The following is a 24,986-nucleotide window of genomic DNA, read 5'->3' on the forward strand; positions in this document are numbered from 1 at the left end:
ATGATCGAAACGTTGAAAACAATCAATATGACGCCGTTCATTACAATTTTTATTGTTTCTTTCTTCCTGGCCTTAATTACTACTCCTTTAGCAATCAAAATTGGTTTGAAGTTAGGTATAGTCGATTTCCCAGATAAACGTAAGGTCCATAAAAAAATTATGCCTAGATCAGGCGGTATTGGTGTCTTTATAGCCTTCTTTGTATCATATATATTATCTGAACTAATTTTCAACCCATTTACAAACCCTGTATTCATACACTTTTTAGTTTGTTGTGTTTTGATATTTTCATTAGGAATAACTGACGACAAATTCAATCTTCCGGCCAAATTGAAATTTGTGGTCCAAACTCTAATAGCCATCTATTTTTCTGTCTTCGTATATTCCATACATAGCGTTCACCTCCCTTTCTTTGATCACCCTATTCAATTAGGTTTGTTATCTATACCAATAACAGTGCTTTGGATTGTAGGTATAACTAATGCTTTCAATCTTATTGATGGTCTTGATGGTCTTGCAAGTGGCGTTGCAGGAATTTCATCTTTAACTTTCTTTTTTGTTGCACTATCTTTAGGAAATGTAATAGTTGCTTTCCTTTCATTAATCCTAAGTGGCACCTTGTTTGGCTTTCTATTTTTCAATTCACACCCCGCAAAAGTATTTTTGGGCGATTCTGGTTCTTTATTTATCGGATTCTTTATGGCAGTTGTTTCTGTTCTAGAATTAAAACAAGTAGCAGTCGTCTCTTTTATTACCCCGATAATGATTTTCTTTATTCCAATTTCGGATACGATTTATGCGATCGTTAGAAGAAAATTAAACAAACAACCAATATTCCAGCCAGATAAGTCCCACCTTCACCACTGTTTGTTAAGTTTGGGCTTTAGTCACAGAACTACGGTGTGGATTATTTATTCTTTTTGTTTGTTTTTTTCAATTGGAGCATTTGTTTCTATAAAAATTGCTGTTGAACTAAGTGTCGTTTTGTTATTAGTTTATCTCGCCGGGTTCCAAATTTTCGCAAAGAAAATTGGAATGTTTCCTAAACTCAGGAGGAAAATAAGTGAAAAAAATTAGTTTTTTATTGCTTATAATCATTATTTTTTCTTCGATGAGTGGATGTAACTCAACATCAAAAAAAAACGATTTAGCAGGAATACACATTAAAACATATACTAAGGTAGACGATTTAGGAGACACATACGGTTTGTATTATGGATTCACTATTAATAACGAGAGAAAAGATGATTCTTATTTAAGTATTGAGTTTACACCTAATAACTCAGAATTAAAGAAATTAGTAGGTACTCGTTCAGTTACGCAGAATACTGGGAATGGAGTAAATACTTTCTTTTTATCTGAATCAGGTTCTACACTCTCTCTAGGCGAAACGATTTCTATCCCTAAAAAAGGACATTCTATAAAAGAATTAGATAAGAAAATAAAAGATTTTTCTTATACACTAAGTAACGGAGAAATAATAAAATATTACAAAAAATGAGAGAGGTATTTTCCTCTCTCTTCACTTTTTTTAAGGGCGGTGTTTAGTTGAAAAAACTGCTTACTATTCCACATATTATAGCACTCTTTATTTTCTCTCTTGTCATTCTATTTTCATCACAACCAGCAAACTTTTTTTACACCAATGTAAAACTTGATAGTATTGTTCAGAACGATATTGTCGCGCCAAAATCAATAACATATATAGATAAAGAAGCAACTCAAGATCTAAAAGATGAGGCGTTAAAGGATATCAAAAACGTTTATGATAGAGATTTAACCGTGTCTGATAGACAAACATCTAGTCTCAAAAATTTTTTTAACACAATAATTGATGCGAAAACCCAATCCAAAAAAGACTCGACTACCGATGTTGTTAGCAAAATATCTAATCCTTATAATTTATCAAAGGATGAATTGCAAAACGTAATGCGGCTTTCTGAAGATGAATTAACCAGATCAGAGGAATACTTGGAAAACAAGATAAAAAACATTTACGAATCTGGAGTTAGAGACGGGAATCTTAAACAATTTCAAGATGAATTTACAAAAGATTCAAGCCTCTATTTATTCAGTTCCACAATTAGAGAAAAATTAGTTCCCAAAATTAGTACAAGTTTAAAAGTTAACGAAGTTCTCAATAAAGATGAAACAGAAAAACAAAAACAAAAAACATTAGATGCAATAACCCCGGTTTACAAGAAAATAACCAAGGGAGAAATTATTGCTCGTAAAGACGATAAGATCAACCAGGAACAGATCCAAAAGTTCGAAGCATTAGATTTAATTAATAAAACTTTCAAATGGTCAGATTTTCTTAGTCATTATCCAATAATCTTATTATTTACAATTTTGTTCCACCTTTATTGTGCTAGATTCTTAACCGAACAAATGAAATCGATGAGGAAATACATTTTTACTTTTTTGTTAATTGCTATTGTCTCTCTTACTTCTCAATTTTTACACGGAGCATTTTGGTTCTTAATCCCCTTTATAACATCTCTGATTGTATTCGCTGTTTTTTGGGGAAGAAAATTTGTAATTGCTGCTTCTATTTTTGTCGGGTTTGTAGTTAATGGCGATGACTATGTGTATATGCTTATTAGCCTTATAGTTGGTATAAGCCTTTCGTTTTTATATCACGATTTTAGAAAATTTACCGACGCAATTAAAACAGGAACAGTTCTAGGAGTAATTGTCGGGGCTTCTCATATTATCTTGTTTTATTCGTACGATCAAAGTATTACTTTAAATGATTCTATCGTCATTGTCTTTTCAGGTATTTTATCCGGCATAATAGCCAACGGTTTAATTCCTTTAATTGAAAATGCGTTAGGTATGGCAACAATATATAAATTAACAGAATTAAATCGTTATGATCATCCAATACTTGAGGAGTTATACAGAAAGGCTAAAGGAACATATGATCACTCTAGGAATGTAGGACATTTATGTTCTTCCGCCTCAAATAGAATCGGAACAAACACCTTGTTATTAAAAGTGGCAGCTTTGTATCACGATTTAGGGAAAATAGATCATCCTGAATATTTCATTGAGAACTCACATCCGGATAACAATATCCACGATAAAATTCCTCCATTGGAGAGTGCTAAAATAATTTTAGAGCACCCTAAAAGGAGTGTAGAATTATGTAGAAAACATAATATCCCTGAAGAAGTAATAGACGTTATTTATTCACATCACGGTGATTCGGTATTGTATCATTTCTTTCAAAAGGCCGGCCCAGAAGCATCTATTGAAGACTTTAAATATAAAACGCCAACTCCTAAAACGAAAGAACAAGGTATATTGTTACTGGCCGACTCCACGGAAGCTTATTCTCGTTCACTTACTTTCAATAACAGCGAGGACTTAGAAAAAGAAATTAGAGAATTCATATATAAAAAAGTTAAGCAAGGCGCTCTTAAAGACTGTGAATTGAGCACAGGTGATATAGAAATATGTATTGAAGAGTTTACTTCATCTATCTATGCAACCCACCATCAACGAGTCAAATATATAACAGATAAAGTCGAAAACTAAAAAAACAGAGTTTATACCTCTGTTTTTTTGTTATTCTCGATTTTATTTTTTTGTGTTTTTAGGTTTCCACTAATACTTAATATTAAAAGAAAAATAGAAACGCTAAATAAGTCGAACAATACATCCATTAACCTTCCGCTTCTTCCTACTACGAAATACTGATGCACCTCATCCGTAAAAGCAAAACCAACGATTAATAATAATTTAAGTAGAGCTTTTCTATAACTGCTGCTTCTCCAAAAAAGAAAAATAGCTAAAAAACCATAAAAAGAAAAATGCCCTAATTTATGTAGATAAAAATCCAAATCATATGTTTTTTCCCAAGGATCCAAAAACAATGTGTTCTTACTCACAATATCACTAAATCTAATGTTTTCATATTTTCCAGAATTAAACCACGTATTAACATCCAAGACCGATAGATGGGGCGTGTTAGACAAATATGTGATCAAAATTACAATAACCAATGCTATAACTCTCATAAAATCCCCTTTTTTTATTTCTTTTCATTGATTTTCATTATTGAAATAAGTATGTTCGTTTATCGAAAGGTGGTGTTTTTTTGAAACATTTTTATTTAAAATTTGGGATTTTAACCGTCTTATCCATCGGATTAACCCTGACAAGCGAGAACATAACGCCTCTAATTCCGTCGAATAGTATCATCACCACATCTAATGAAAAATTCTCACCTGAAAAAATAATGCCTTCAATATTCGCCATATACCTTGAAAACAAAACGGCTTCAAATGTCAGCGGAACTGGATTCGCCATAAAATATAAGGGTGACATTTACATTGTCACCAATCAACACGTTGTATCTTCTAAAAAAGAATATTATTATTTGTCCAGCAAAGACCAAACAAAATATAAGTCGAAATTGATCTATTCTAACAAAGATGATGATATTGCATTCCTTAAATTAAATCGCAATGTCGATATTAAGCCTTTAAGCCTAAACTATAACATAGATAATAATTCAATTGGACAGCCAGTTTATACCATTGGTAACCCTTATGATTTTTTATTTTCGTTTAGTGACGGGGTTATTTCCAATATCGATAGAAATGTTGCCTTTGTAGACGGAGATTTTGACGAGTTGCTTATACAAACAAACATTAATGTAAATCCAGGTAATAGCGGAGGCCCCTTATTGAACAATAAAGGCGAGGTTATCGGAGTGGTATCTTCAATGTTAGAAGACTCAGAAGGAATTTCTTTCGCTCTCCCCTCTAAAACAATCTTAAAACATTTAAAAAAACTTTAAAAGCCCAAACAATTATTAATCACCTATTTATAAAAGAATTTTCGCATCTTTGTCTAATAATTTATTAACAAGATAGTTAACCAGACAACAAGCAACTCTTAGGAGGTTTTTATGAAAAAACAAATTTACTTTTGGATAGTTTTGATTTTGATTTTTATCTTATCTTTATCTTATTTTTTGTATAAAAGGTACATTCCTGAAAAATCAAATATATCATCTGAACAAACAAAAGAAGCTTTGGAAAATCTAAATAATCAGTACAACACCAAAGAACTTATTGTGGTTTTTAAAGATGGTGTTTCTGAAAAGGAAGTAAAAGAAGTGATTTCTGATTTTGATGGAGAAATTATTGATAAATTGCCCGACATTCAAAATTATCATATCAAAATAAACAAAAAAATGACTACCCAAGAGGTCTTATCTTTAGTGGAAAACCTAAACAAGAAGAAAGAGGTATCCTTGGCAGTCTTAAACGAAAAAGCCGATTCTGATGAGAATAAATCGTATTTTAATAACACAGATATTGAGAATAATAAAGTTTTCGACGAAGCCCTCAGCATTTACAATAAGCCAGCGAACGTTTTTTATTCTCAAGACGGGACTCACTCTTATTTATATCCTTCTAAATGGAATATAGAAAAGGATGGAGAAATCACCTTCCAAAATGAAGACAAAAACCTTAAGTATAAATTAAAAAAATCTCCTTTAGATTTATACGAAGATGTAACAAATAAATTAATTCAAACTGAGGAAACTCAAGGATTTACTTTAGACGGAGAAATGGATGAATATCAAAGAAATGATCTCACAGTAGTCAAGTGGATAATGAAGAAGGAAGATACATTACAACCTCGAGCAATTATTCAAGGCAAAGACTATTATTACTATTTTGAAACTAATAATAATGTTTCGTTGGATGAGTTTTCTTTAATAGTTGATTCATTTATTGTTAACAAAAATCCGCTTAATAAAAAATAAAGCTAACCTAGACTAGTTAGCTTTATTTTTTATTTCATCTAGTACTTTCTGATATGTAGACCAAGATTTTCTATGGTGCTTTGTCAAACCATACTTGACACACGCTTCTATATGCTTATTGTTTATATAGCCAGCGTTTCTGGCCCATCCATAAACCCCGTCGTATTCCTTGTCCAATTCTTTCATTTTATTGTCTCTAAACATTTTTCCTAGAACTGAAGCAGCAGAAATACCGTGGCATTTTAAGTCTCCTTTTATTATGGATTCCTGCTCGATCGGCAAATCTATAACCTCTTGGCCATCAATTAATAAATAATCTGGTTTAGTATTTAACCCTTCTACTGCTCTTTTCATTGCTAATCTCGTAGCTTGTTTAATATTAAGTACGTCTATTTCTTCAACAGTTGCTATCCCGATTGAATAATCAATTGCTACGTTTTTAATCTCAGGTTCTAATTTGGCCATTTTAACTTTCGATAACGCTTTAGAATCTGTTAAATACTCAATTTGTACATCTCCTGGCATAATCACAGCAGCCGCCACCACATCTCCAGCAAAAGGTCCTCTTCCACACTCGTCAATACAAGCAATATTTTTGAACCCCTTTATGCGCAATGAATTTTCAATATCTAAATTTTTCAAATTTAATCCTCACTTTTTAAAGAGTTTAAAAGATGTTATTCTGTCTACAACATCAAAAATGTGTTTTTGTTTTTTAGTAAACTTATATAATTTAATTGCAAAAACAGTGAGCACAGATAACATTATAGAGCCGATAACTAAAAATATAATACCTAAGATACCTAACACAATTAATCCTATTGTCATTAAAGTTTCTATTTCAATCCCCTCCCTCCCCTATTTAGTTATAAACTCAAAAAAAATTTCCTTAAAAAAAGGCCGCTAAAAAGCAGCGACCTTAATTTATTGATAACGTTTAATTTCCCAATTAGAAATACTAAGTCTATATTCGTCCCATTCTTTCTCTTTCTCATTAACGAAGTTGTTGAATAGTTCTTCACCAAAAACATCTCTTACCAAATTACTTTTCTTTACTTCTTCAATTGCTTCGTGTAAGTTTGCTGGAAGTGAATGAATACCTAGTTTTTCTACTTCCTCGTATCCAAGAGCAAATAAATTATGTTTTTCTTCTTCTGGAGCTTGGCCTTTTTCTTCAATGCCTCTAAGTCCTGCTTCGATAAGTACTGCCAAAGCAAGGTATGGATTTGCAGCCGGATCCGGATTTCGAACTTCTACTCTAGTTGAATTTCCTCTAGCCGCTGGAATTCTAATCATACAGCTTCGATTACTCCCTGACCACGCTACGTAAACTGGAGCTTCATATCCTGGAACAATTCTTTTATATGAGTTTACCGTTGGATTTGTAATTGCTGCAATAGATCGAGCGTTCTTTAAAACTCCTGCAATAAAATGTTTAGCAACTTCAGATAGTTCTCTATTTTCCCCAGCAAATACATTTTTTCCGTCCTTAAATAAGGAAATATTACAATGCATCCCTGAACCATTAATTCCTTGGAATGGTTTCGGCATAAACGTTGCTTTTAAGCCGTGTTGTTTTGCCACATTTTGAACAACATATTTAAATAATTGAATATTATCAGCTGTTTTTAAAGCTTCATCATATTTAAAGTCAACTTCGTGTTGACCTTGAGCAACTTCGTGATGAGCTGCCTCAACTGTGAAACCCAACTCTTCTAAAGTTAAAACAATGTCTCTTCTAGTGTTGTTCCCTGTATCAACAGGAGCTAAATCAAAATAACCACCATTATCATTTGGAGAACCATCTTCATTCAACAAGAAAAATTCTGGTTCTGGACCCACATTTACTTCATAACCCATTTTTTTCGCTTTTTCGAGAGTTCTTTTCAGAACATTTCTTGGATCTCCAGCAAAAGGCTTTCTTTCAGTTGTGTAACTATTGCAGAAAATAACACCCACTTTTTTGTCATTCTCTAATTTCCAAGGCATCACCTTGAATGTTTCTAGATCTGGCATTAAGTACATATCACTTTCTTCAATTCTAGAGAAACCTTTAATTGATGAACCATCAAACATTGCTTCTCCCTCTAAAACCCTGCTTGCCTGAGAACTTGATAATTCAACATTTTTCATATTTCCGTTAATATCAGTAAAAACTAATCGAATAAAGTCTATTTTTTTGAGTTGCTCTTGAATGTTTTTCATATTTGGAAGTCTCCCTTATGTTATTTGTTTGAAATTTTCTATTAATAATTTTTTCATTTTTTGGAGAAATCCTTTTTGTGATGTTAGGAAAATTAACATCACAAAAAGAAGAGTATTTCTACTCTTCTTCTCTTACCGGTTTGGCAGAAAACTGTTCCCTTTCTTCAATGAACTTAGCTTCTTCCAGCATTTCAGGAGTTATCTTTCCATCACGAGTATATTCTACCCACTTCTCAATTTTACTAAGTTCACTCGGTTTGATACCCAGTTTTTCAGCTATAAGTTTTTTGTCAATAACTTCTCTTTCAACAACAGCTATAAGCAATTCAACGGCGTCATCATCCAAACCGGAAACAATTGCTGAGTCTACCCCTTTATCCTTCATTATATCCATCATCAGTTTTTTTAGATCTTTTACCTCATCTTGAAGTGCCTTAATTTGTGTTCTTTTTTCCTCGAATTGTTCGTATATCTCAGCTAATTCTTTTATGTACTCTGAACTCAATACAACCACCTCCTGTATCTCTTATATGGATTTCGGAGGTTTTATAAAGTATTCTGTGCTAATATTTTGTTGTTTTGTAAACTTACATTAATAATATATACTTTCGTCAAGTAAATCTTTTTCCTTCAATTCATTCACTGCATCAATCAACAATATGTTGCCTTCGTCTTTATATTTCCTCATAAGGTCTTCAATTTCATCTATTCGATTTTGTTTAATAGCTTGTTTAATTTCCTTATTAGGAAATAAAACTTCATATGCGGGGACTATTCCTCCACCTTTTTTCGGAATAAGACGTTGATTGATAATCATCCGTATATTCGAGGCTAATTGCGATCTTATATTTTGTTGTTGCATTACAGGGAAAACATTTACAAAACGATCAATAGAATCAGCGCAAGTGTTTGTGTGTAAAGTACCAAAAACTAAATGACCTGTTCCAGAAGCTATCAATGCATTTTCAATTGTTTCTATATCTCGCATCTCACCAATTAAAATTACATCCGGGTCTCTTCGCAAAACATCTTTAAGTGCCGCTGCAAAACTTGGCGTATCATATCCCACTTCCCTTTGTGTAATTATAGCTTTTTTTGGTTTGTGCACAAACTCAACTGGATCTTCAGCAGTGGCTATATGAATAGGATTTGTTTCATTGATAAAATCGATTAGCGATGTAAGAGTTGTTGTTTTACCACTACCGGTCGGCCCTGTTACAAGTATTAATCCTGTGTCTTTCTGAATACTTCTAATTACTTGCTCAGGCAATCCAATTTCCCCTAATGGTATAGCTTTATCACTTAATCTTCTTAAAACACAGGTATATTCCCCTCTTGCTTGTGACAAGTTACCTCTAAATCGTATACCTGAGTATGATACAGCAAAGTTAGCCGATTTTAATTCGTGGAAGTTATTAATGTGGTAATCATCAATCGCTTTAGCTTCATTAAGCATTTTAAAAATATCATTACCTTTAATAAACTCTTTTGTTTTTACTATTTCTTTATCTATTCTGTATGTTACTGGATTGTTATGAACTAAGTGTAAATCACTAGCCCCCAATTCAATCATTCTTCTTAACAGCTCTTCAAATATATTTTTAGGTTCATCAAGAGTCTTTTTAATTGTTGGCATATTTATCTCACTCCCAGAGTACAAAAAAGAACCGCTTCTTAAGAAGAAGCGATACGCACATAACGATTATATAATTTCAAAGCAAGCTCATTTGTTTGTTTTTCAAACTTAATCTTTTCATATTCCTCTTGAGACTTTTCGTCATTCCAATTTGATTCCTTGATCATCTTATTTAAATTTTCATTACTATTGTTATAATCATCAATATAATTTTGTACAGCTTTAGATCCCTTTTTTGTTCTAATCTTTTCCAAAATAATAATATGGCTGATTTCGTGCAGAAAAACAAAAATTTCGTGTAATTTTAAAAGTTCATTATCTTCTTTTTCTAAGAAATATTTCAAATCATAATTAATTTCCGCTTCCTCGAACATAATTTCCACTTCACTATTTAGATAATCCCCTTTTTTGATCCAAAAACTAATTCTGTTCTTGTCCACAAAAGAATAGTCCGATAGTACATTGCCAACTAAAACTTCGATTTGTGATATCGCCTTGTCCATACAAACCTTATTTAAGCAACTCAGTGGCTCTTTCGGCTAGAGCGGATCTTTCGGATTTTTCTAATTTAATTACACCTACATAAGGTTCTGCTTTCATTCTTTCTGTAACAAATGTCAATCCATTACTCACCGAATCAATAAATTTGTTATCAATTTGTTCTGGATCACCTACTAATACAATTTTTGTACCCTCAGCTGCACGAGTAATAATTGTTTTAACCTCGTGACTTGTTAAGTTCTGCGCTTCATCAATAATAATAAATTGATTGGGAATACTTCTACCTCGGATATATGTAAGAGCCTCAATTTGAAGGTGCGGTAATTCAGCAACGATTGCATCAATATTTTTACGATCTTCTATTGTATTCTTTCTATCTTTTTTATCTGACGCTTTATTTTTCGAGTTTTTTGTATAGATGTATTCCAGATTGTCATAAATCGGTTGCATCCAAGGTCTTAATTTATCTTCTAATTCTCCTGGAAGAAACCCTAGCCCATTACCCATTTCAACGATTGGTCTTGCCACTAATAAATTATCGTATCGAGATAGCTCTTCTACTTGGTGCAAACCAGCAGCTAAAGCTTCAAGAGTCTTACCCGTACCTGCTTTTCCAATACAACAAATTAAACTGGTTTCTTTGTCTAATAATAGGTCCAAAAACATTTTTTGTCCTAAGTTTTTTGGTTCAATTCCTTTTACTGAGGTAGGCCCGTCAATATTAATCTGTCTTATTATTTGTTTTCCTTCTTGAATGACTAAACGTCCGATAAAAGTTTGATTAGATAGAGGATGTTTGCACACGATGAAATCACCAATGAAAATTTCCTTACCTATTTTATCTAAAATGTTCTCATCATTTTCTTTATATACACCTTCAACAAAATCTTCAATTCTAATGTTTTTATTTCTATAAAGTTCATTAAACAACACATCATTAATAAACAGTTCGTGATAACCTTTGTGAATTGATTCAATATTTTCAACCAATCTATCATTATCATATACATCGGCATCAAAGTTCTTTAACCCATCATTGAGTTTTAATCTTAAGGAATCTGCTTTAGCAATCATTAATGAATCATTTGATACCAACTTATAATTATTGTTTGGATCTTCTAAAGCCAAATTAATAGCAACAGATAAAATTTTATTATCGTTATTCATTTCACCGAAAATTTTTTGTATATCATTGTTAAAATTATGATTAAGTTCAACTCTGAAAGTTCCGCCATTTTGAAGAGTTACACTATTAGATAGCCCTTTTTCTGTAAACTGTTCTCTAAGCTTCATATAAAAACGAGAAAAGTCTCTAGCATTTTTCCCAACTATATCCGGTCTTCCCTTTTTGTTATTTACTTCTTCTAATACGACAGCAGGGATTATTACATTTGCTTCACCAAATTTATAAATCGAACTTGCATCGTTTAATATTACGTTAGTATCTAGAACATAATTCTCCAAAAATACAGCCCCTCTCAAGTGTCTAATAATAATTTTATAAATTTTTTAGGTTAACCCTTTGTTCTGTTAGACCCTTATAACTATGCAAGTTGTGTTAGTTCATTAGAAGGCTTAAAAACTTAACACTTCAGAATATACTCGAATTATTATCACCAACGACGTCCACAAAGTTAATATAGAAAAGCCGCAACTTTAATTAAAGAGTCGCAGCTTTTATCTTTTATAAAATGAAATTTATATTCATATAATTTATGATAGTTCGGCAGATCACCCGTGACTTCAGTCGTGGGATGAATGCCGAACGGTCTTTTGCTTTGAAAAGGAAATAACGTTTGCTATAATCAGAACGTATGTTTCTAAAAAACAAATGAATGGAGGTGAAGAACTTGCTCAGACACCTTGCTTACAAATTTCGAATCTACCCCACAAAAGAACAACAGATCTTAATACATAAAACCTTCGGTTCTTGCCGTTTTCTCTTTAACCATTTTCTGCACGAGTGGAATCAAACGTATGAGAAAACCGGGAAAGGACTTTCTTATAATGCTTGTGCGAATCAATTGCCTCAGTTGAAAAATACATACATTTGGTTAAAGGAAATTGATTCTACCGCGCTTCAGAGCTCTGTTCGTTTTTTAAGTGATAGTTTTACTCGCTTCTTTAAAAAGCAGAATCGAGCACTATTAGCTAAGAAAAAGAACATCAAGTTAATCGATGCTAAGAATTATCAGAAGCAAAAAATAAAAGTAGCTCGTCTTCACGAGAAAGTAAAAAACCAACGCCAAGACTTCTTACATAAATTATCTACTGATCTCGTCAAAAACCACGACGTGATTGTGATCGAAGATTTACATACCGAAGGTATGTTAAAGAACCGAAAGTTGTCTAAAGCTATTTCTGATGTCTCTTGGAGTGAGTTTGTCTCAATGATTACCTATAAAGCTGACTGGTACGGGAAAACAATCATCAAAATTGACAGATGGTTTCCTTCTAGCCAGATTTGTAACAACTGTGGCCATCAAGATGGACCGAAACCACTTAACATCAGGACCTGGACTTGTAATAATTGTGGCTGTGCTCACGACCGTGATATCAACGCTGCAATGAATATAAAAAACGAAGGTTTAAGACTTATTGCCGGTGGAATCAACGGTGTAGCCTGATAAAATAACTAAAACCTATGGCCAAAGGAAAACCGATTGGCTAAGTCTGGTGTTCTCAGGAATCTCGGTACTTTAGTGCCGAGTAGTTCAATCAAACTTACTCTGTGTTATTTTTCATTCTTTCTTGTGACAAAGTTTTATTTTTTGACACCTTATCAAAAATAGCAATTACAGAGTTATTCATATCATTAAGTTCACCGTATTCCCAAAAATTCTTCCCACAAACAAGAATATCAGAATGTAAATGAAGATCATCATCAGTACCTAATGCTCCATTACTAGTCCCCGAATTCCCTACGTGAGCAATCCAATCTGTTTCAGTCACTTTATCGCCTACATTTAAATCTTCATTAACACTACTTAAATGAGCATAATGTACAAGTATGCCATTATCACTTTGAATCCAAACTTGTCTCCCTCTCAATTTATCTAGCGTTTCTTGTGAAGTGTTTTTTTCTTTGGAAGCTTGATTCAGTAATTTTTGTCTGTATGTAGGTTTTAATTCAGTAAAATCCTTATCTATTCTAACTATTCTTCCATCAAAGATTGGGTGAACAAGTGTTTTTCTTGTTATTTCAATTCCAATAGCTCCTGCATACCAATCAAAACCTTCGTGTTTTCCGTTTCTATATTCTCTGCTTGCACCAGGTAATTGCCCTTCTTGTTTTGTTATTTTAGCGTGTTCAATTGGGATACTCGGATTGTTTAGGACATTTAATACAGTTTTTTTATTTGCATTCTGATTTATATTCTGGCAAATGCCATTTACCACTATCTTGTTTGTTGAGTGGTATTGTCCCCTTTTTCCTTCTAAACTAAATAATTCGGTAACACTCTTTTCTGGCAAATAAAATTTCCCGTTGTTCCATTCTCCATTTACAGGATAAAATTCACCATTAACATAAATATAATCATTTATGTTTTTGTAAACCATATATCTCAAGTTATTTAACGTACCCCAAAATCTTTCATCATCATCTTCTTTAAAGTTATCCAATATAACTTTTCCATTCTGATATGATAATTTTATGTTTGCGACAGATTCTTTTGCTTTTGATTGTTCATTTATTTGAATCTTACTTTGATTAGGATAAACCGAGTATATAATGGCATAGATTAATATAATGACAGCAACAGTTCTTTTCATATAAACACCTACCCTCTAGTTGAAAATTTCATTGAAGTCTCCATTTTTTTAACAAACAGAAAATGATATATTCCTTGTGTAATATTCTCTGCAAATCATTTCCGATTTCATCATCGTTATATAAGAGGTATGGCTCTATTGACATTCTGTTATTTTCTATGTATATAAACAACTCTAAAATTGCTTTCCCCGCTTTAAAAAAATACCTTCCAGAGCCCTTCTCATCTATAGGGAAATTATTTATACACTCTTTTTGTAAATTTACGATGAACTCCGATTGATCTCTTTCTAAATCAACGCTCACTTTTTTAATACTAAAAAGACCATTTACATCATTTAGTGGGGTAATTGATTGAAAGGAATCGGTTTTTTCATCTTCAATGTGCCATTGTTTTAATAAATCAATACTTTTTTTCATATTATCCTCCTCATATTTTTTTATTTAAACTTCGTAAAAAAGAACCCTTCTTTATTTTTTCTTGGTTATTCCTTTCATTTATCTTCCAAACTCACAAAAAAAAGACCCAAGGTTGTGCCTTGGGCCTTTTAAATTGATATTCTATGATGTTTATTGATTGTTTTTTTCATCATCAGAATCTTGTTCGTTATTGGTACTCGAAGAGTTTTTATCTGTATTCTTGTTATCGTTTTTTGTTTCTTCTTTTTCGCTGTTTGGTGGCGAATCATCTTGATTTTGCTTATTTTCTCCATTATTATTTTTTTCTTTGTTTGTATTATCCTCTGTTGTTTTTTCTTTGTTATCTCCCGTGTTATCACCGGAATCATTTGGTTCTCCAGTATCATTTGGATCATTTGTTTTCTCTTCGTCTTTTTTTACAACCTTTGGAAGTTTAATAGATGATTCTGAGCTTTCAACCACTTTTTCTCCTGTTTTTTCATCATATCCAATAACTTTATAAGTGTAGGTTTGTTCTGGTTCTACATCATTATCAGTATAAGCTCCGTCTAAACTATCTCCGATGATTTTGTTGTTTCGATAAACTTCATATTTCAATCCCGATTTGTCATCCCATTTAATTGTTACTTGATTTCCTTCTGTATTTCTGTAAAGCACAAGAGAAATTTTCTTAGTTTCAGTTTTAACCTTTTCTTCACTTTGGCTAACTTTTGGTAAAATGCCCAAAGCATCCTTTGCTATCTTGCCAAACATTTTTGCGGCAATATAAGATGTTTGCCCACTAGGAATATAATGTCCAGAATCTGTATTGTCGAAACCTTGCCAGACAACTCCCACTAAGTTGGATGTGAATCCAACAAACCAAATATCTTTATTTCCTCTTCCGCTTGCATTCTCGTTAGTACCCGTTTTACCAGCAATATAATAACCAGGAACATTTGCATTTGAACCTGTACCGTTAGTCACAACACTTCTTAACATACTTTTCATTTGTCCAGCAGCCTTTTCCGATATTACTTGGACCGGCTTATCCGGTTCATAAATGATTTCGTCAATATGGTTAACAATCCGTCTAATGGTATGAGCCTCTGCCCTTTTACCACCATTTGCAAAAGCTTGATAAGCATCAGCCAATTCAAGAGGTGTGACGCCGTATTTTAAACCACCTAAAGCAATTGGTAAATAAACATCACTATCATCCAATTCAATTCCAAGCTTAGCTACATAATCTCTCGCATACTGAATTCCTACTTTTTGTAGCATCCATACAGCTGGTCCGTTATTCGAAACGCGAAGCGCCTCAGCCATTGTTTTACTTCCTCCACAGCCGTGATCTTTTACAACCCAACCAAAATTCCCTGTACAATGAACAGTTGAGTACGGTGAGTATTTTCCTGTTTCTAAGGCCGGTCCATAATCTATCAAAGGTTTAAAAGCAGAACCTGGTCCGCGTTTTGCTTGATATGCTCTATTGAATGTTAGGAATGTCTTCACTTCTTCTCTAGAACCAGAAAGTGCATAAATTTCTCCGTTTTGAGGGTTTAGAAAAACAGAAGCCCCTTCTACTTTAGCTCTATCCCCAGCAGGATTGCTTGGATAAAGTTTGCTGTTTGACATATGTTTTCTCATTGATTTATAAATATCTGGCTCAAAACTAGTATATAGCGTTAAACCCGAATACATTACATCTTCAACTGGTAAATTTAACTTTTCACTTGCTTCTGAAAGAACATATGTTACATATTCCGGATAATTTATTTTTTCGGATTCAGCTACTTTTGGTTTCCCAAGTGTTAAAAAGTCTTTTTTCTTAGCCGCCTCATATTCTTCTCTTGTGATATAACCTTCCACATACATATTAGTTAAAACTGTATTCCTTCTTTGTAGAGCCTGATCTTTATTTAAATAAGGATCCATTAGACTCGGTGCGTTAGGAATTCCAGCAATTAGAGCAGATTTGGCTATTAAATCAATTCTATCTTGGCTCTTAAATTCATCCAATGATTGCCCAAAGTATGTTTCAATGGCATTCTTAATTCCGTACGCTCTTTCACCATAATAAATATGATTTAAATAATAAGCTAAAATTTCTTGCTTAGAATATTCCTTCTCAATAGCAGCTGAATAAACAGCTTCTTGTAATTTACGATCTAGAGTTTTCCCCGGATTCAAGTAGATTCTTTTTACTAATTGCTGCGTAATTGTACTTCCGCCTTGTTCAAAAGAACCAGAACGTATATCAATTAGCAGAGCCCTAAAAACAGCTCTAATATTCATTCCTGAATGATTAAAGAATTCTCTGTCTTCAGTTGAAACAATTGCTTCAACAACTTCCGTAGGTATTTCACTATATGGTGTCATTTCCTTTCTATCTCTTTCAAACTCAGCCATCTTATTCCCAGATGCATCATAAATCCTTGTTGGTTTTGGTTCAATTTTTAGTTTTTCTTCATCTAATTTAATTGAAGCGAATCTTTGGTTCACAATTAATCCCGTAAGTAATGCCACTAAAAAAGCGACAATAAACGAAATTAGCAATGCTTTAAATACATTGTTAATTGTATTTCGTATACTCATTTATTCAATTCCTCCAGGTATAAAAAAATTAAGGAAACTTGCTTTCTGTTATCAAAACAATCACCACGCATTTTAAAATTTGTGAACCAGAACTTATCGGAATTTTAATCTATACATATTTTTGATAAAAATATTAGATACCTCTAAAAAAATATTTTCTTCTATTGTTTATTTATTTGAAATAACAATATAATTCTGAAGAAAAAAGAAGGTTATTTAAAAAGAGGTGTACTGAATTGATAGATTTATTGGTTGGCAAAACTAAAATGGGTAAAACAACATTTATAAAAGAAATAGTTCAGAACAAAAATGAACCCGTGATACTCTTAGATTTTAAAAATGATTATGATGATATTAAAACCAAATCTATTAACCTAGGGCTTATAGATCCATTTCTTTCATTGATGGATTATAAAGATTCGATAGCAATAAATGCCGGTTTAATTCAATATAGCCAATTTTTAAAAGTTCGAAGCGAAGAAGTATTGAAGGATTATTCTAGCTCCGATAATTGGTCGAATTACAAAATGCATAATTTAATTGACGAATCTATTAAAAGAGCCACTAATGGATGGGATCAAAACGAAAATATGAAGGCAAAAGAATCTAGAAGATATTTGAGTTTTAAAAAGTCTAAGCAAACTCAGACCCTCGAAAAGGAAATTGAAAAAATTGAACACAATGATATTGTAGTGGTTAAAACAGAAGGATTACATAGTGTTTCTACTAGGGTTTTATCCTTCCTCCTCTTAAATCGCCTCCAACAAAAGTTTCCTTCTATTACTGTTGTTTCAGACAATATAAACTACCTTTGGAGAGATGGCCATTTGTTTTTGTTCTCTCAAATATTTGATTTTGAAAAAAATAATATGATCTTTTCTTTCAATAAAACAGAAAACTTCCCTAAATCCTTGAAAAGATTAATTGATAATACTTATATTTTTCGTTTAGAAAGTAACTCAGACGTTGAGTTTTTTAACGAATTAAATATTCCTATCGACTCGTCTTCCAAAAGATTGAGAAAATACAAATACATTGAACATAAATCTTCTCTAGTCTTGTCTTAATAAAAAAGTAACCCTTGAGTACCGAAGGGTTACTTTTTTAATATGAACCGAAATCTTCTATATGTATATGTTTTTATCTTTTGTGAGAACCTACTTTTAATTCTAATGAATCCTGTCTCTATAACTAATTTAGATTCTTCCCCACTCTCAATACCAGCCGTCACATAATGCACATCACCTGATGCTACCTTCTTCCACTCATAATTACTGTTCATTTGGTTTCGTGGCAAAAATTTAGAGAACGTTTGTTGAACGTCTTCGTTAGATAATACGAACAATACACCCTCTCTTTTATGAAAATAAGTATAATAATCTCGGACAATTTTATACACTTTTTCTTCATTTGCTTTGAAATCGGTGACAATCATTTTCCCACCACCTTTCATTTTGAAAGATGCTAGTTCATTATTAAAAAAAAATCAAATTTTTATCTAAAAAAAACATTGAACACATAGTAATCCTTTTAAAACGACGGTTTCTTGCCATTTTTAATAAATCAAGTTTGCTTGACTTCGAGTGTCAAAAACTTATAAACACTTCTGTAAACATTCGAGTTGTACAAAACTCGCCCTTTTCTCAGGAGGTGTTATATATGTACGTTAATACAAACATTTCGTCTACAATCGCTCGTAACAATTTATCAAATGTTAGTGATGCTCTAAATAAATCAATGGAAAGATTATCTTCTGGCTTAAGAATCAACTCTGCTGCTGATGATGCTGCCGGATTAAGCATAGCAACAAGAATGGAAAGCCAAGTAACCGGTATGAACCAAGCTTACCGCAATGCCCAAGATGGAGTTAGCTTAATTCAAACTGCTGAAGGAAGTATGGGAACAGTATCCGACATTCTTCAACGCGTTCGTGAATTATCAGTTCAAGCTGATAACGGAACAAACTCATCTACTGACTTAACTTCTATTCAAGGAGAAATCGACCAATTAGTTAAAGAGATTGATCACATTGCCAAAAACTCTACTTTCAATGGAAAAAGTTTATTAGCTTCTACGCAAACAGTAACCCTTCATATTTCAGACAAAGCAACTGACACTATTTCCGTATCACTTTATGACATTCAGTCAGCTTCACTCGGTAACGCTACAGATGGTTATGTAAGTGCAATTGATGTTGAATCTACTGGCGGGGCCCAAACTGCAATTAAAATAGTTGATGCAGCTCTAAATCAAATTTCCGGATACCGCGGGGAACTTGGCGCTACTCAAAACCGTTTAGGATTTATTTCAGATAACTTAACAACTGCAAAAACAAACACAGAAGCGGCACAATCTCGTATTCAAGATACAGATATGAGCGCAGAAATGAGCGAGCTTACTAAGAATCAAGTTCTTCAACAAGCCACAATTAGTATGCTTGCAAAAGCAAACCAACAACCTCAATCCGTTCTTAGTCTTCTTCAAGGTTAATTATTTCAATCCACCTATTTGGTGGATTATTTTTCTTTTAAAGTCCTATCTTTTTCTTGACTTTTTCTCTCTAAGATTTATAAACACTTTTGAAATGGACTTAGATTGCCTTTCACACAGTTAAGTTTAACTGTTAACTCTTTTTTTGGAGGTGTATATAAATGTACGTAAATACAAATATTTCTTCTACTATTGCTCGTAATAACTTGACAAACGTAAGTAGTAGTTTATCAAAATCTATGGAAAGATTGTCTTCTGGTTTGAGAATCAATTCCGCTTCAGATGACGCGGCAGGACTTAGTATATCTACTAGAATGCAAGCGCAAGTAACTGGTATGGATCAGGCTTACCGCAATGCTCAAGATGGCGTTAGTTTAATTCAAACAGCTGAAGGAGCTATGGGCACTATTTCTGATGTTCTACAACGTGCTCGTGAATTAGCAGTTCAAGCTGATAATGGAACAAACTCATCTACTGACTTAACTTCTATTCAAGGAGAAATCGACCAGTTGGTAAAAGAGATTGATCACATTTCTCAAACTAGCACTTTTAACGGAATTTCTCTGTTAGACGGCAGCAAAACAGAAGTTAAATTGCATATCTCCGATAAGGCGACAGATACAATTTCTGTTTCTTTAACAAAAGTAGATTCCGCTTCATTATTAGGCGCTACTCTAAATGTTTCAACAGATGCACAAGGTGCTATCTCAGCAATTGACACTGCATTAGATAAGTTATCTTCTGCTCGCGGTGATCTAGGTGCTACTCAAAACCGTTTAGGGTTCATCTCTGATAACCTTACTTCTGCTAAAACTAACACAGAAGCATCCAAATCTCGTATTGCTGATACTGATATGAGTGCTGAGATGAGCGAATTAACAAAAAATCAAGTTCTTCAACAAGCTACAATCAGTATGCTTGCAAAAGCAAACCAACAACCTCAATCCGTTCTTAGCCTTCTTCAGGGTTAATAACAACTAAAGACCCTTCTATTTCGGAGGGTCTTTTTTCAATTCTTAAAAAAAGATATTTTTTTCTTAAGTTATTGAAAAACGCTCCGTTATTTATAAAAGATTTCCAATCAGGAGGCGATATGTCTTATGTACATTAACACTAATACAAGTTCTACTATTGCTCAAAACGCTATGCGTATTAACGACAAATCATTATCTAAATCTATGGAAAGATTATCTTCAGGTCTGAGAATCAACTCTGCTGCTGACGATGCTGCGGGATTAGCTATTTCAGAAAGAATGACTTCACAGTCTAGAGGTATGACTCAAGCAACAAGAAATGCGCAAGATGGCGTCAGCTTAATTCAAACAGCTGAAGGAGCTATGGGAACAATTTCAGACATTCTACAAAGAATGAGAGAATTAGCTGTACAAGCAGATAACGGAACATACTCTACTAATGACAAATCCTCAATTAAAGATGAAATGGATCAATTGGTCTCTGAAATCAACCATATTGCTGAGACGAGCACCTTCAACGGAATTAATCTGTTAAATTCAACTCAAACCGTTACACTTCATATTTCTGATAAATACAACGATACTTTAGGTATTGACTTAGGCCCAGTAGGTGCTACTTACCTTGGTAACGGTACTTCATTCGTAAATACAATTGATGTTACTACTGATGCTCAGGGAGCTATTGATGTAATCGATGGTGCATTAGATCAACTTTCTTCTGCTCGCGGTAGCCTAGGGGCTTCTCAAAACCGTCTAGATTTCATTACAGACAACTTAGCAACATCTATTCAAAATACAGAACAAGCTAATAGCCGCATCAAAGATGCTGATATGGCATCTGAATCCAGCGCCCTTACAAAATCTCAAATTCTTTCTCAATCTAGTATGGCTATGCTACAAAAAGCCAACCAACAACCTCAACAAATCGTACAATTATTACAAGGTTAATAAAAAACGCCCTTTCAAAAAAAGGGCGTTTTTTCATTTGAATTAAATACTATAATAAATTCATTATAAGGAGGTATTTAATTATGATCGATATTAGTAGTATATCGTCAACGTTTTCATCCAGTGACATTTCTTATTTAGAAGGCATTTTAACCTCTAGCAACATAGACCAGAAAAAATTTGAACAAATTTTAAAAGAGATTTCGGAGGAATCAAAAGAAATAGAAAAAAATTATACTTCACATAATAGAATATTTCCAGAACACAATTTCAATAAAATTGCTATTGAAAATGTTTTAGAAAAAATCCAAAACGAACAAATAGAATCAGCCTCCTCATCAACGGATCCGATACAAGAAGTAGAAAAACCTGATGCATCAAACAATACTTCAGTGAAAAACGAAACAAGCGATGTCGCTAAAAACGAATCTCCAAAAGATAATAAAAATGCAGACTCAAAATCCATTGACACAAGTTCTTCAAAAAAAACAGCTTCTTCACTGGCCTCAAGCGATTACCCTTCTTTGAACAATGTTAGGAATACAAAATACGATTCAATAATTAAAGAAATGTCAAATAAGTATGACGTTCCATTCGACCTTATTAAGTCAGTAATTAATGCCGAATCATCCTTTGATCCCACTTCAACATCTAAAACAGGAGCTATGGGTTTGATGCAACTTATGCCGTCAACAGCTAAATGGCTAGGTGTTGATAATGCTTATAATGCCAAACAGAATATTGAAGGAGGCACTAAATATTTAAGTTATCTATTAGATAAATTCAATAACAATTTGAAGTTATCTGTTGCAGCCTATAATGCTGGACCTGGAAACGTGACAAAATACAAGGGTATTCCACCTTTTCAGGAAACACAGAAATATGTCAAGAAAATTCTTGGTTAATATTGGGGGTTTATTTTTTTGAGCACAGAAAAGACTATATTAGAAGAATTAAAAAATCGAGATATTCCTAATGCACTTTATAAAAGCATTTTTCCTATATTAGAAAAAAATTTAGATCGTGTTCGTTTCGTAAAGAGTTTTTATGGTTTAAAAGATATCTTTTATTTCGAGGAAATTGGATTAGAAATATATGATTTCCCCTTTTTCTTAAGTTTGAATTGCCAACCTACTCTTACCGAAGAAGATAAACATAAGAACATTTCATCTATTTATGAAAACGCCATAACTGACGTTGATGAAATAATACGAAAGATGATTCATTTCTTTGCTAACACCAATAAAACTTTATTTATACAGGCAGCAGTAAAAGAAACTAAACTAACAAACGATGATATGTGGAAAGTATTCCATCATATGAAGGATTATCCTGATAAAGAGCCATTTGAAATTATGACGAGAATGTATCAGTATCCAGATTGGTATACGGCAGAATACGGTGAAGAAATTGCGCTTTTTGAGAATTCATTTTCTTTACTCAAAGAACTTGAGAAAAAGAACATTTTATCTTTGATCAATACATTAAAGATTAAAATTGATTCTTCTTTAGAAAAAAATGATATGGAAAATGTTTCGGTTTTGGTAAAAGAATTAAAAAAATTAGAAGCACACAAACAAAAAATCTAAGCAGCACTCCTGCTTGGATTTTTTTGAGGTTATTTGTTTGTTTTTCCCACTGGTTATGTGTTTATAATAGAGTAAATGAAAAAAATGGTGTGATAAAATGGATATCAAAAATCAATTGAAATTAAATCATCTAGTTTATTTATTTGTACTTCAAAAATTAAATCCTAATAATCCAAGTTTTTTAGATACCCTTGTCCATATATACAGAACATTTAGGTTTAAAACTACTTGGAGAATTGATAAATCATTTGTTGCTTATGAATTTCAAATTGTAGATCCAGAAAAAGATCGCATTTTAAATTCACTTTACTTTTTCGGTTATATAAACAAAGAGTACACTCTTACTTCAAAAGGGGAAAGCTATCTAAGGCAAGAATTAAATAAAAATGAGACACTCAAACAAATACTAGATATAAATAAAAATATAAATGATATTGCTTATGAAAACTCTTGTTTATCCCCTTCTCTCCCCACAACAGCAAATTGCGGTCTATGTAAAAACCTTTCTTGTACAAAAAAGACCGGCGGTTTATTAAAAGCATTCTCTCAATACACTAAAATTAGAAATTACAAAAAGTCTTATTCACGCCTATAGACCTTACCTATTCCAGGTAAGGTCTTTTGTCCATTTAAAAGGGAATTTTGTTGATTTCATTAATATATATAAGAGTTTTTATAATTTATGGAGGAATTTATTAGTGGACAACAAAGTGATTTCAATTAGTCGTGACAACTTTATCCCCCGCTCAAGAATAATCGGAATTTTTTATACGGATTCTAACCCGATAAAAGTATTAATATCTGATAAAAGAGACGAAAAAAAAGTAGTGGATGCAACAAGAGGAAGAAAAACTAGGAGTGTTATTTTGCTGGACAACGGCTATCTTATTTTGTCTCCCGTAAAATCATCAACTTTAATTGAAAAATTTCAAGAAGATTAATTAGGAGGTGGCAGTCAATGTATTCTTCATTTTTTAATGGTTGGATCGGAAAAATGGATGAAACTTGGAGCAGAAAAGTTAGAGAAAAACTCTTCTCTTCATTGGTTTCTTTTTTCAGAAAGGAAACATCACCCGGTCAGAAACTTTTTATAAGCTTTGATCACAACCAAACTTCGAAATATATGGCACTAGAAGCAGCAAACTATTTTTGCACATATGGAATACCTGTTTTTATATCAAATAGACCTATATCAACCTCGATGGTCCAAGTCATATCTAAAGAAAGGTTTGGTTGCGGATCACTTTCTTTCGTAAATGATGATTATCCATTCCCCTACATTGGTTTAAAAGCCAGCACGTCAGAGGGAACATTCTTGAGTGACCGGAACTTAAATGATTCTCAGGATAACTCTGTAACAAAAAAAACACAACTAGAGTGGTTTGATCCATATCTAAATTTGAAACATTATATAGAAACGAACTTTGATATCCCATCTCATTCAATACCAATTGACTCTTTGGTATGGAATGCTATGTTTAGTCCCTCCTCCCCTATCTTAGAAGAATTATTTACTGATGTGTTTAACAAAAAAAGCATCGATGCCTATTCCATTAATTCTTTTGAATCTTCTTTAGCAAATGAGATTAAAATTGAAATTGATATGCAAGAGCAATTGGATGTTACAAGAATGATGATGGATCACTTTTCAACTAATTATGGAATAACTACTTCACCCGATTTAACAAAAATAGATATCCAAAGGTTAAGTACTAATAATGTCTCAAACGTTGAAATAGAGGAAATTGCCAAAAGGGTTTTCCCTTATCTTAAAACAAAAGATAAATTGATAATTTCTGATAGAATATCTTACTCTTCAGAAAAAAAATTAAAAGATCATTTCACTGTTAAAAAAGTTCCTCAAGATAAGTTCCACTCTACACTTCGCAATGAATATTTTTCCTTAGCCATAGATGATAACGGACAAATATATTTACAAAACGAATTATTTGCAAACCAGTTTGCTACATTATTTTTTTTACTTCACTCATTTATTTTTAGCAGCAAAAATACCAAAAACAATGATATTAAAGACGAAAACAAAGAAAACGCGGGAGGTGTCGGGCTTTAAATAGCCCAATTATTA

26 protein-coding genes are annotated in these 24,986 nt (G+C 32.7%); 15 read left to right on the forward strand and 11 right to left on the reverse strand.

What is annotated here, in order from left to right:
- From AAGG74_RS14630 to AAGG74_RS14640, 3 genes are read left to right on the forward strand one after another with little or no spacing between them, the layout of a single operon-like run.
- On the forward strand, positions 1 to 1,077 hold the full coding sequence (locus AAGG74_RS14630) for a glycosyltransferase family 4 protein (protein WP_429675951.1): 1,077 nt from the start codon (positions 1 to 3) through the stop codon (positions 1,075 to 1,077).
- Positions 1,064 to 1,501, forward strand: a complete 438-nt coding sequence (locus AAGG74_RS14635) for a hypothetical protein (protein ID WP_429675952.1) — start codon at positions 1,064 to 1,066, stop codon at positions 1,499 to 1,501. The genes AAGG74_RS14630 and AAGG74_RS14635 overlap by 14 nt, the downstream gene beginning before the upstream one ends.
- Positions 1,502 to 1,548: 47 nt before the next feature.
- A complete protein-coding gene (locus AAGG74_RS14640; protein WP_429675953.1) occupies positions 1,549 to 3,543 on the forward strand; it encodes an HD family phosphohydrolase in 1,995 nt (664 codons plus the stop codon).
- A gap of 11 nt (positions 3,544 to 3,554) precedes the next feature.
- Here AAGG74_RS14640 and AAGG74_RS14645 read toward each other — a convergent pair whose 3' ends face one another.
- On the reverse strand, positions 3,555 to 4,025 hold the full coding sequence (locus AAGG74_RS14645; RefSeq protein WP_429675954.1) for a VanZ family protein: 471 nt from the start codon (positions 4,023 to 4,025) through the stop codon (positions 3,555 to 3,557).
- An 80-nt stretch (positions 4,026 to 4,105) separates the two neighbouring features.
- On the opposite strand from AAGG74_RS14645, the gene AAGG74_RS14650 reads away from it, so the two are divergent.
- Together AAGG74_RS14650 and AAGG74_RS14655 are read left to right on the forward strand one after the other, a co-directional pair.
- Entirely contained in the window at positions 4,106 to 4,810 is a 705-nt protein-coding gene (locus AAGG74_RS14650) for a S1C family serine protease (protein WP_429675955.1), read from the forward strand.
- A gap of 111 nt (positions 4,811 to 4,921) precedes the next feature.
- The gene (locus tag AAGG74_RS14655) at positions 4,922 to 5,788 is read left to right on the forward strand and encodes a S8 family serine peptidase (protein WP_429675956.1); all 867 of its coding nucleotides are present in this window, start codon (positions 4,922 to 4,924) and stop codon (positions 5,786 to 5,788) included.
- Positions 5,789 to 5,800: 12 nt separating this feature from the next.
- Here the strand turns inward: AAGG74_RS14655 and rnhB are convergent, their stop codons facing one another.
- From rnhB to AAGG74_RS14685, 6 genes are all read right to left on the reverse strand, one after another.
- On the reverse strand, positions 5,801 to 6,430 hold the full coding sequence (gene rnhB, locus AAGG74_RS14660; protein ID WP_429675957.1) for a ribonuclease HII: 630 nt from the start codon (positions 6,428 to 6,430) through the stop codon (positions 5,801 to 5,803).
- Between the two features lie 282 nt (positions 6,431 to 6,712).
- Complete coding sequence (gene glnA, locus AAGG74_RS14665) at positions 6,713 to 7,993, reverse strand: type I glutamate--ammonia ligase (protein WP_429675958.1); 1,281 nt, start codon at positions 7,991 to 7,993, stop codon at positions 6,713 to 6,715.
- 118 nt (positions 7,994 to 8,111) lie between these two features.
- A complete protein-coding gene (locus tag AAGG74_RS14670; protein WP_429675959.1) occupies positions 8,112 to 8,498 on the reverse strand; it encodes a hypothetical protein in 387 nt (128 codons plus the stop codon).
- A gap of 87 nt (positions 8,499 to 8,585) precedes the next feature.
- Positions 8,586 to 9,629 carry a type IV pilus twitching motility protein PilT gene (locus AAGG74_RS14675; RefSeq protein WP_429675960.1) on the reverse strand — a complete coding sequence of 348 codons (1,044 nt, stop codon included), beginning with the start codon at positions 9,627 to 9,629 and terminating at the stop codon, positions 8,586 to 8,588.
- Between the two features lie 38 nt (positions 9,630 to 9,667).
- Positions 9,668 to 10,132 (reverse strand): hypothetical protein, encoded by a 465-nt coding sequence (locus AAGG74_RS14680; protein WP_429675961.1) that lies wholly within the window; start codon positions 10,130 to 10,132, stop codon positions 9,668 to 9,670.
- Between the two features lie 7 nt (positions 10,133 to 10,139).
- A complete protein-coding gene (locus AAGG74_RS14685) occupies positions 10,140 to 11,594 on the reverse strand; it encodes a PhoH family protein (protein ID WP_429675962.1) in 1,455 nt (484 codons plus the stop codon).
- Positions 11,595 to 11,980: 386 nt separating this feature from the next.
- Here AAGG74_RS14685 and AAGG74_RS14690 point away from each other — a divergent pair, with 386 nt between their 5' ends.
- Positions 11,981 to 12,757 (forward strand): RNA-guided endonuclease TnpB family protein, encoded by a 777-nt coding sequence (locus tag AAGG74_RS14690; protein WP_429675963.1) that lies wholly within the window; start codon positions 11,981 to 11,983, stop codon positions 12,755 to 12,757.
- A gap of 97 nt (positions 12,758 to 12,854) precedes the next feature.
- Here AAGG74_RS14690 and AAGG74_RS14695 read toward each other — a convergent pair whose 3' ends face one another.
- From AAGG74_RS14695 to AAGG74_RS14705, 3 genes are all read right to left on the reverse strand, one after another.
- Positions 12,855 to 13,904: a M23 family metallopeptidase gene (locus AAGG74_RS14695; protein ID WP_429675964.1), complete on the reverse strand. Its 1,050-nt coding sequence runs from the start codon at positions 13,902 to 13,904 to the stop codon at positions 12,855 to 12,857.
- 28 nt (positions 13,905 to 13,932) lie between these two features.
- Positions 13,933 to 14,322 carry a hypothetical protein gene (locus AAGG74_RS14700; protein WP_429675965.1) on the reverse strand — a complete coding sequence of 130 codons (390 nt, stop codon included), beginning with the start codon at positions 14,320 to 14,322 and terminating at the stop codon, positions 13,933 to 13,935.
- Positions 14,323 to 14,472: 150 nt separating this feature from the next.
- Positions 14,473 to 16,899, reverse strand: a complete 2,427-nt coding sequence (locus AAGG74_RS14705; protein ID WP_429675966.1) for a transglycosylase domain-containing protein — start codon at positions 16,897 to 16,899, stop codon at positions 14,473 to 14,475.
- Positions 16,900 to 17,135: 236 nt separating this feature from the next.
- Here AAGG74_RS14705 and AAGG74_RS14710 point away from each other — a divergent pair, with 236 nt between their 5' ends.
- Positions 17,136 to 17,966 carry a hypothetical protein gene (locus AAGG74_RS14710; protein ID WP_429675967.1) on the forward strand — a complete coding sequence of 277 codons (831 nt, stop codon included), beginning with the start codon at positions 17,136 to 17,138 and terminating at the stop codon, positions 17,964 to 17,966.
- Between the two features lie 29 nt (positions 17,967 to 17,995).
- Here the strand turns inward: AAGG74_RS14710 and AAGG74_RS14715 are convergent, their stop codons facing one another.
- Positions 17,996 to 18,334, reverse strand: a complete 339-nt coding sequence (locus AAGG74_RS14715; protein WP_429675968.1) for a hypothetical protein — start codon at positions 18,332 to 18,334, stop codon at positions 17,996 to 17,998.
- 224 nt (positions 18,335 to 18,558) lie between these two features.
- Here AAGG74_RS14715 and AAGG74_RS14720 point away from each other — a divergent pair, with 224 nt between their 5' ends.
- The 8 genes from AAGG74_RS14720 (at position 18,559) to AAGG74_RS14755 (ending at position 24,971) form a co-directional block, all read left to right on the forward strand.
- Positions 18,559 to 19,389, forward strand: a complete 831-nt coding sequence (locus tag AAGG74_RS14720; RefSeq protein ID WP_429675969.1) for a flagellin N-terminal helical domain-containing protein — start codon at positions 18,559 to 18,561, stop codon at positions 19,387 to 19,389.
- Between the two features lie 161 nt (positions 19,390 to 19,550).
- Complete coding sequence (locus AAGG74_RS14725) at positions 19,551 to 20,360, forward strand: flagellin N-terminal helical domain-containing protein (protein ID WP_429675970.1); 810 nt, start codon at positions 19,551 to 19,553, stop codon at positions 20,358 to 20,360.
- A 129-nt stretch (positions 20,361 to 20,489) separates the two neighbouring features.
- Positions 20,490 to 21,311: a flagellin N-terminal helical domain-containing protein gene (locus tag AAGG74_RS14730; protein ID WP_429675971.1), complete on the forward strand. Its 822-nt coding sequence runs from the start codon at positions 20,490 to 20,492 to the stop codon at positions 21,309 to 21,311.
- A gap of 83 nt (positions 21,312 to 21,394) precedes the next feature.
- Positions 21,395 to 22,216: a lytic transglycosylase domain-containing protein gene (locus AAGG74_RS14735; protein ID WP_429675972.1), complete on the forward strand. Its 822-nt coding sequence runs from the start codon at positions 21,395 to 21,397 to the stop codon at positions 22,214 to 22,216.
- 18 nt (positions 22,217 to 22,234) lie between these two features.
- Complete coding sequence (locus AAGG74_RS14740; RefSeq protein ID WP_429675973.1) at positions 22,235 to 22,900, forward strand: hypothetical protein; 666 nt, start codon at positions 22,235 to 22,237, stop codon at positions 22,898 to 22,900.
- Positions 22,901 to 22,997: 97 nt separating this feature from the next.
- Complete coding sequence (locus AAGG74_RS14745; RefSeq protein ID WP_429675974.1) at positions 22,998 to 23,495, forward strand: hypothetical protein; 498 nt, start codon at positions 22,998 to 23,000, stop codon at positions 23,493 to 23,495.
- Between the two features lie 103 nt (positions 23,496 to 23,598).
- Complete coding sequence (locus AAGG74_RS14750) at positions 23,599 to 23,841, forward strand: extracellular matrix/biofilm biosynthesis regulator RemA family protein (protein WP_429675975.1); 243 nt, start codon at positions 23,599 to 23,601, stop codon at positions 23,839 to 23,841.
- Positions 23,842 to 23,858: 17 nt separating this feature from the next.
- Positions 23,859 to 24,971, forward strand: coding sequence for a hypothetical protein (locus tag AAGG74_RS14755; protein ID WP_429675976.1), 1,113 nt, complete (start codon positions 23,859 to 23,861; stop codon positions 24,969 to 24,971).
- The last annotated feature ends 15 nt before the right edge of the window (positions 24,972 to 24,986 follow it).

It is taken from the genome of Bacillus mexicanus (genome assembly GCF_050445615.1).
Lineage (GTDB): Bacteria > Bacillota > Bacilli > Bacillales > Bacillaceae > Bacillus > Bacillus mexicanus.

Coding starts and splice junctions, on each gene's coding strand:
- AAGG74_RS14630 (WP_429675951.1), top strand. CDS start 1: ATGATCGAAACGTTGAAAACAATCAATATGACGCCGTTCATTACAATT.
- AAGG74_RS14680 (WP_429675961.1), bottom strand. CDS start 10,132: ATGGACAAGGCGATATCACAAATCGAAGTTTTAGTTGGCAATGTACTA.
- AAGG74_RS14720 (WP_429675969.1), top strand. CDS start 18,559: ATGTACGTTAATACAAACATTTCGTCTACAATCGCTCGTAACAATTTA.
- AAGG74_RS14695 (WP_429675964.1), bottom strand. CDS start 13,904: ATGAAAAGAACTGTTGCTGTCATTATATTAATCTATGCCATTATATAC.
- AAGG74_RS14675 (WP_429675960.1), bottom strand. CDS start 9,629: ATGCCAACAATTAAAAAGACTCTTGATGAACCTAAAAATATATTTGAA.
- AAGG74_RS14725 (WP_429675970.1), top strand. CDS start 19,551: ATGTACGTAAATACAAATATTTCTTCTACTATTGCTCGTAATAACTTG.
- AAGG74_RS14755 (WP_429675976.1), top strand. CDS start 23,859: ATGTATTCTTCATTTTTTAATGGTTGGATCGGAAAAATGGATGAAACT.
- glnA (WP_429675958.1), bottom strand. CDS start 7,993: ATGAAAAACATTCAAGAGCAACTCAAAAAAATAGACTTTATTCGATTA.
- AAGG74_RS14745 (WP_429675974.1), top strand. CDS start 22,998: ATGGATATCAAAAATCAATTGAAATTAAATCATCTAGTTTATTTATTT.
- AAGG74_RS14655 (WP_429675956.1), top strand. CDS start 4,922: ATGAAAAAACAAATTTACTTTTGGATAGTTTTGATTTTGATTTTTATC.
- AAGG74_RS14730 (WP_429675971.1), top strand. CDS start 20,490: ATGTACATTAACACTAATACAAGTTCTACTATTGCTCAAAACGCTATG.
- AAGG74_RS14645 (WP_429675954.1), bottom strand. CDS start 4,025: ATGAGAGTTATAGCATTGGTTATTGTAATTTTGATCACATATTTGTCT.
- AAGG74_RS14705 (WP_429675966.1), bottom strand. CDS start 16,899: ATGAGTATACGAAATACAATTAACAATGTATTTAAAGCATTGCTAATT.
- AAGG74_RS14715 (WP_429675968.1), bottom strand. CDS start 18,334: ATGATTGTCACCGATTTCAAAGCAAATGAAGAAAAAGTGTATAAAATT.
- AAGG74_RS14735 (WP_429675972.1), top strand. CDS start 21,395: ATGATCGATATTAGTAGTATATCGTCAACGTTTTCATCCAGTGACATT.
- AAGG74_RS14700 (WP_429675965.1), bottom strand. CDS start 14,322: ATGAAAAAAAGTATTGATTTATTAAAACAATGGCACATTGAAGATGAA.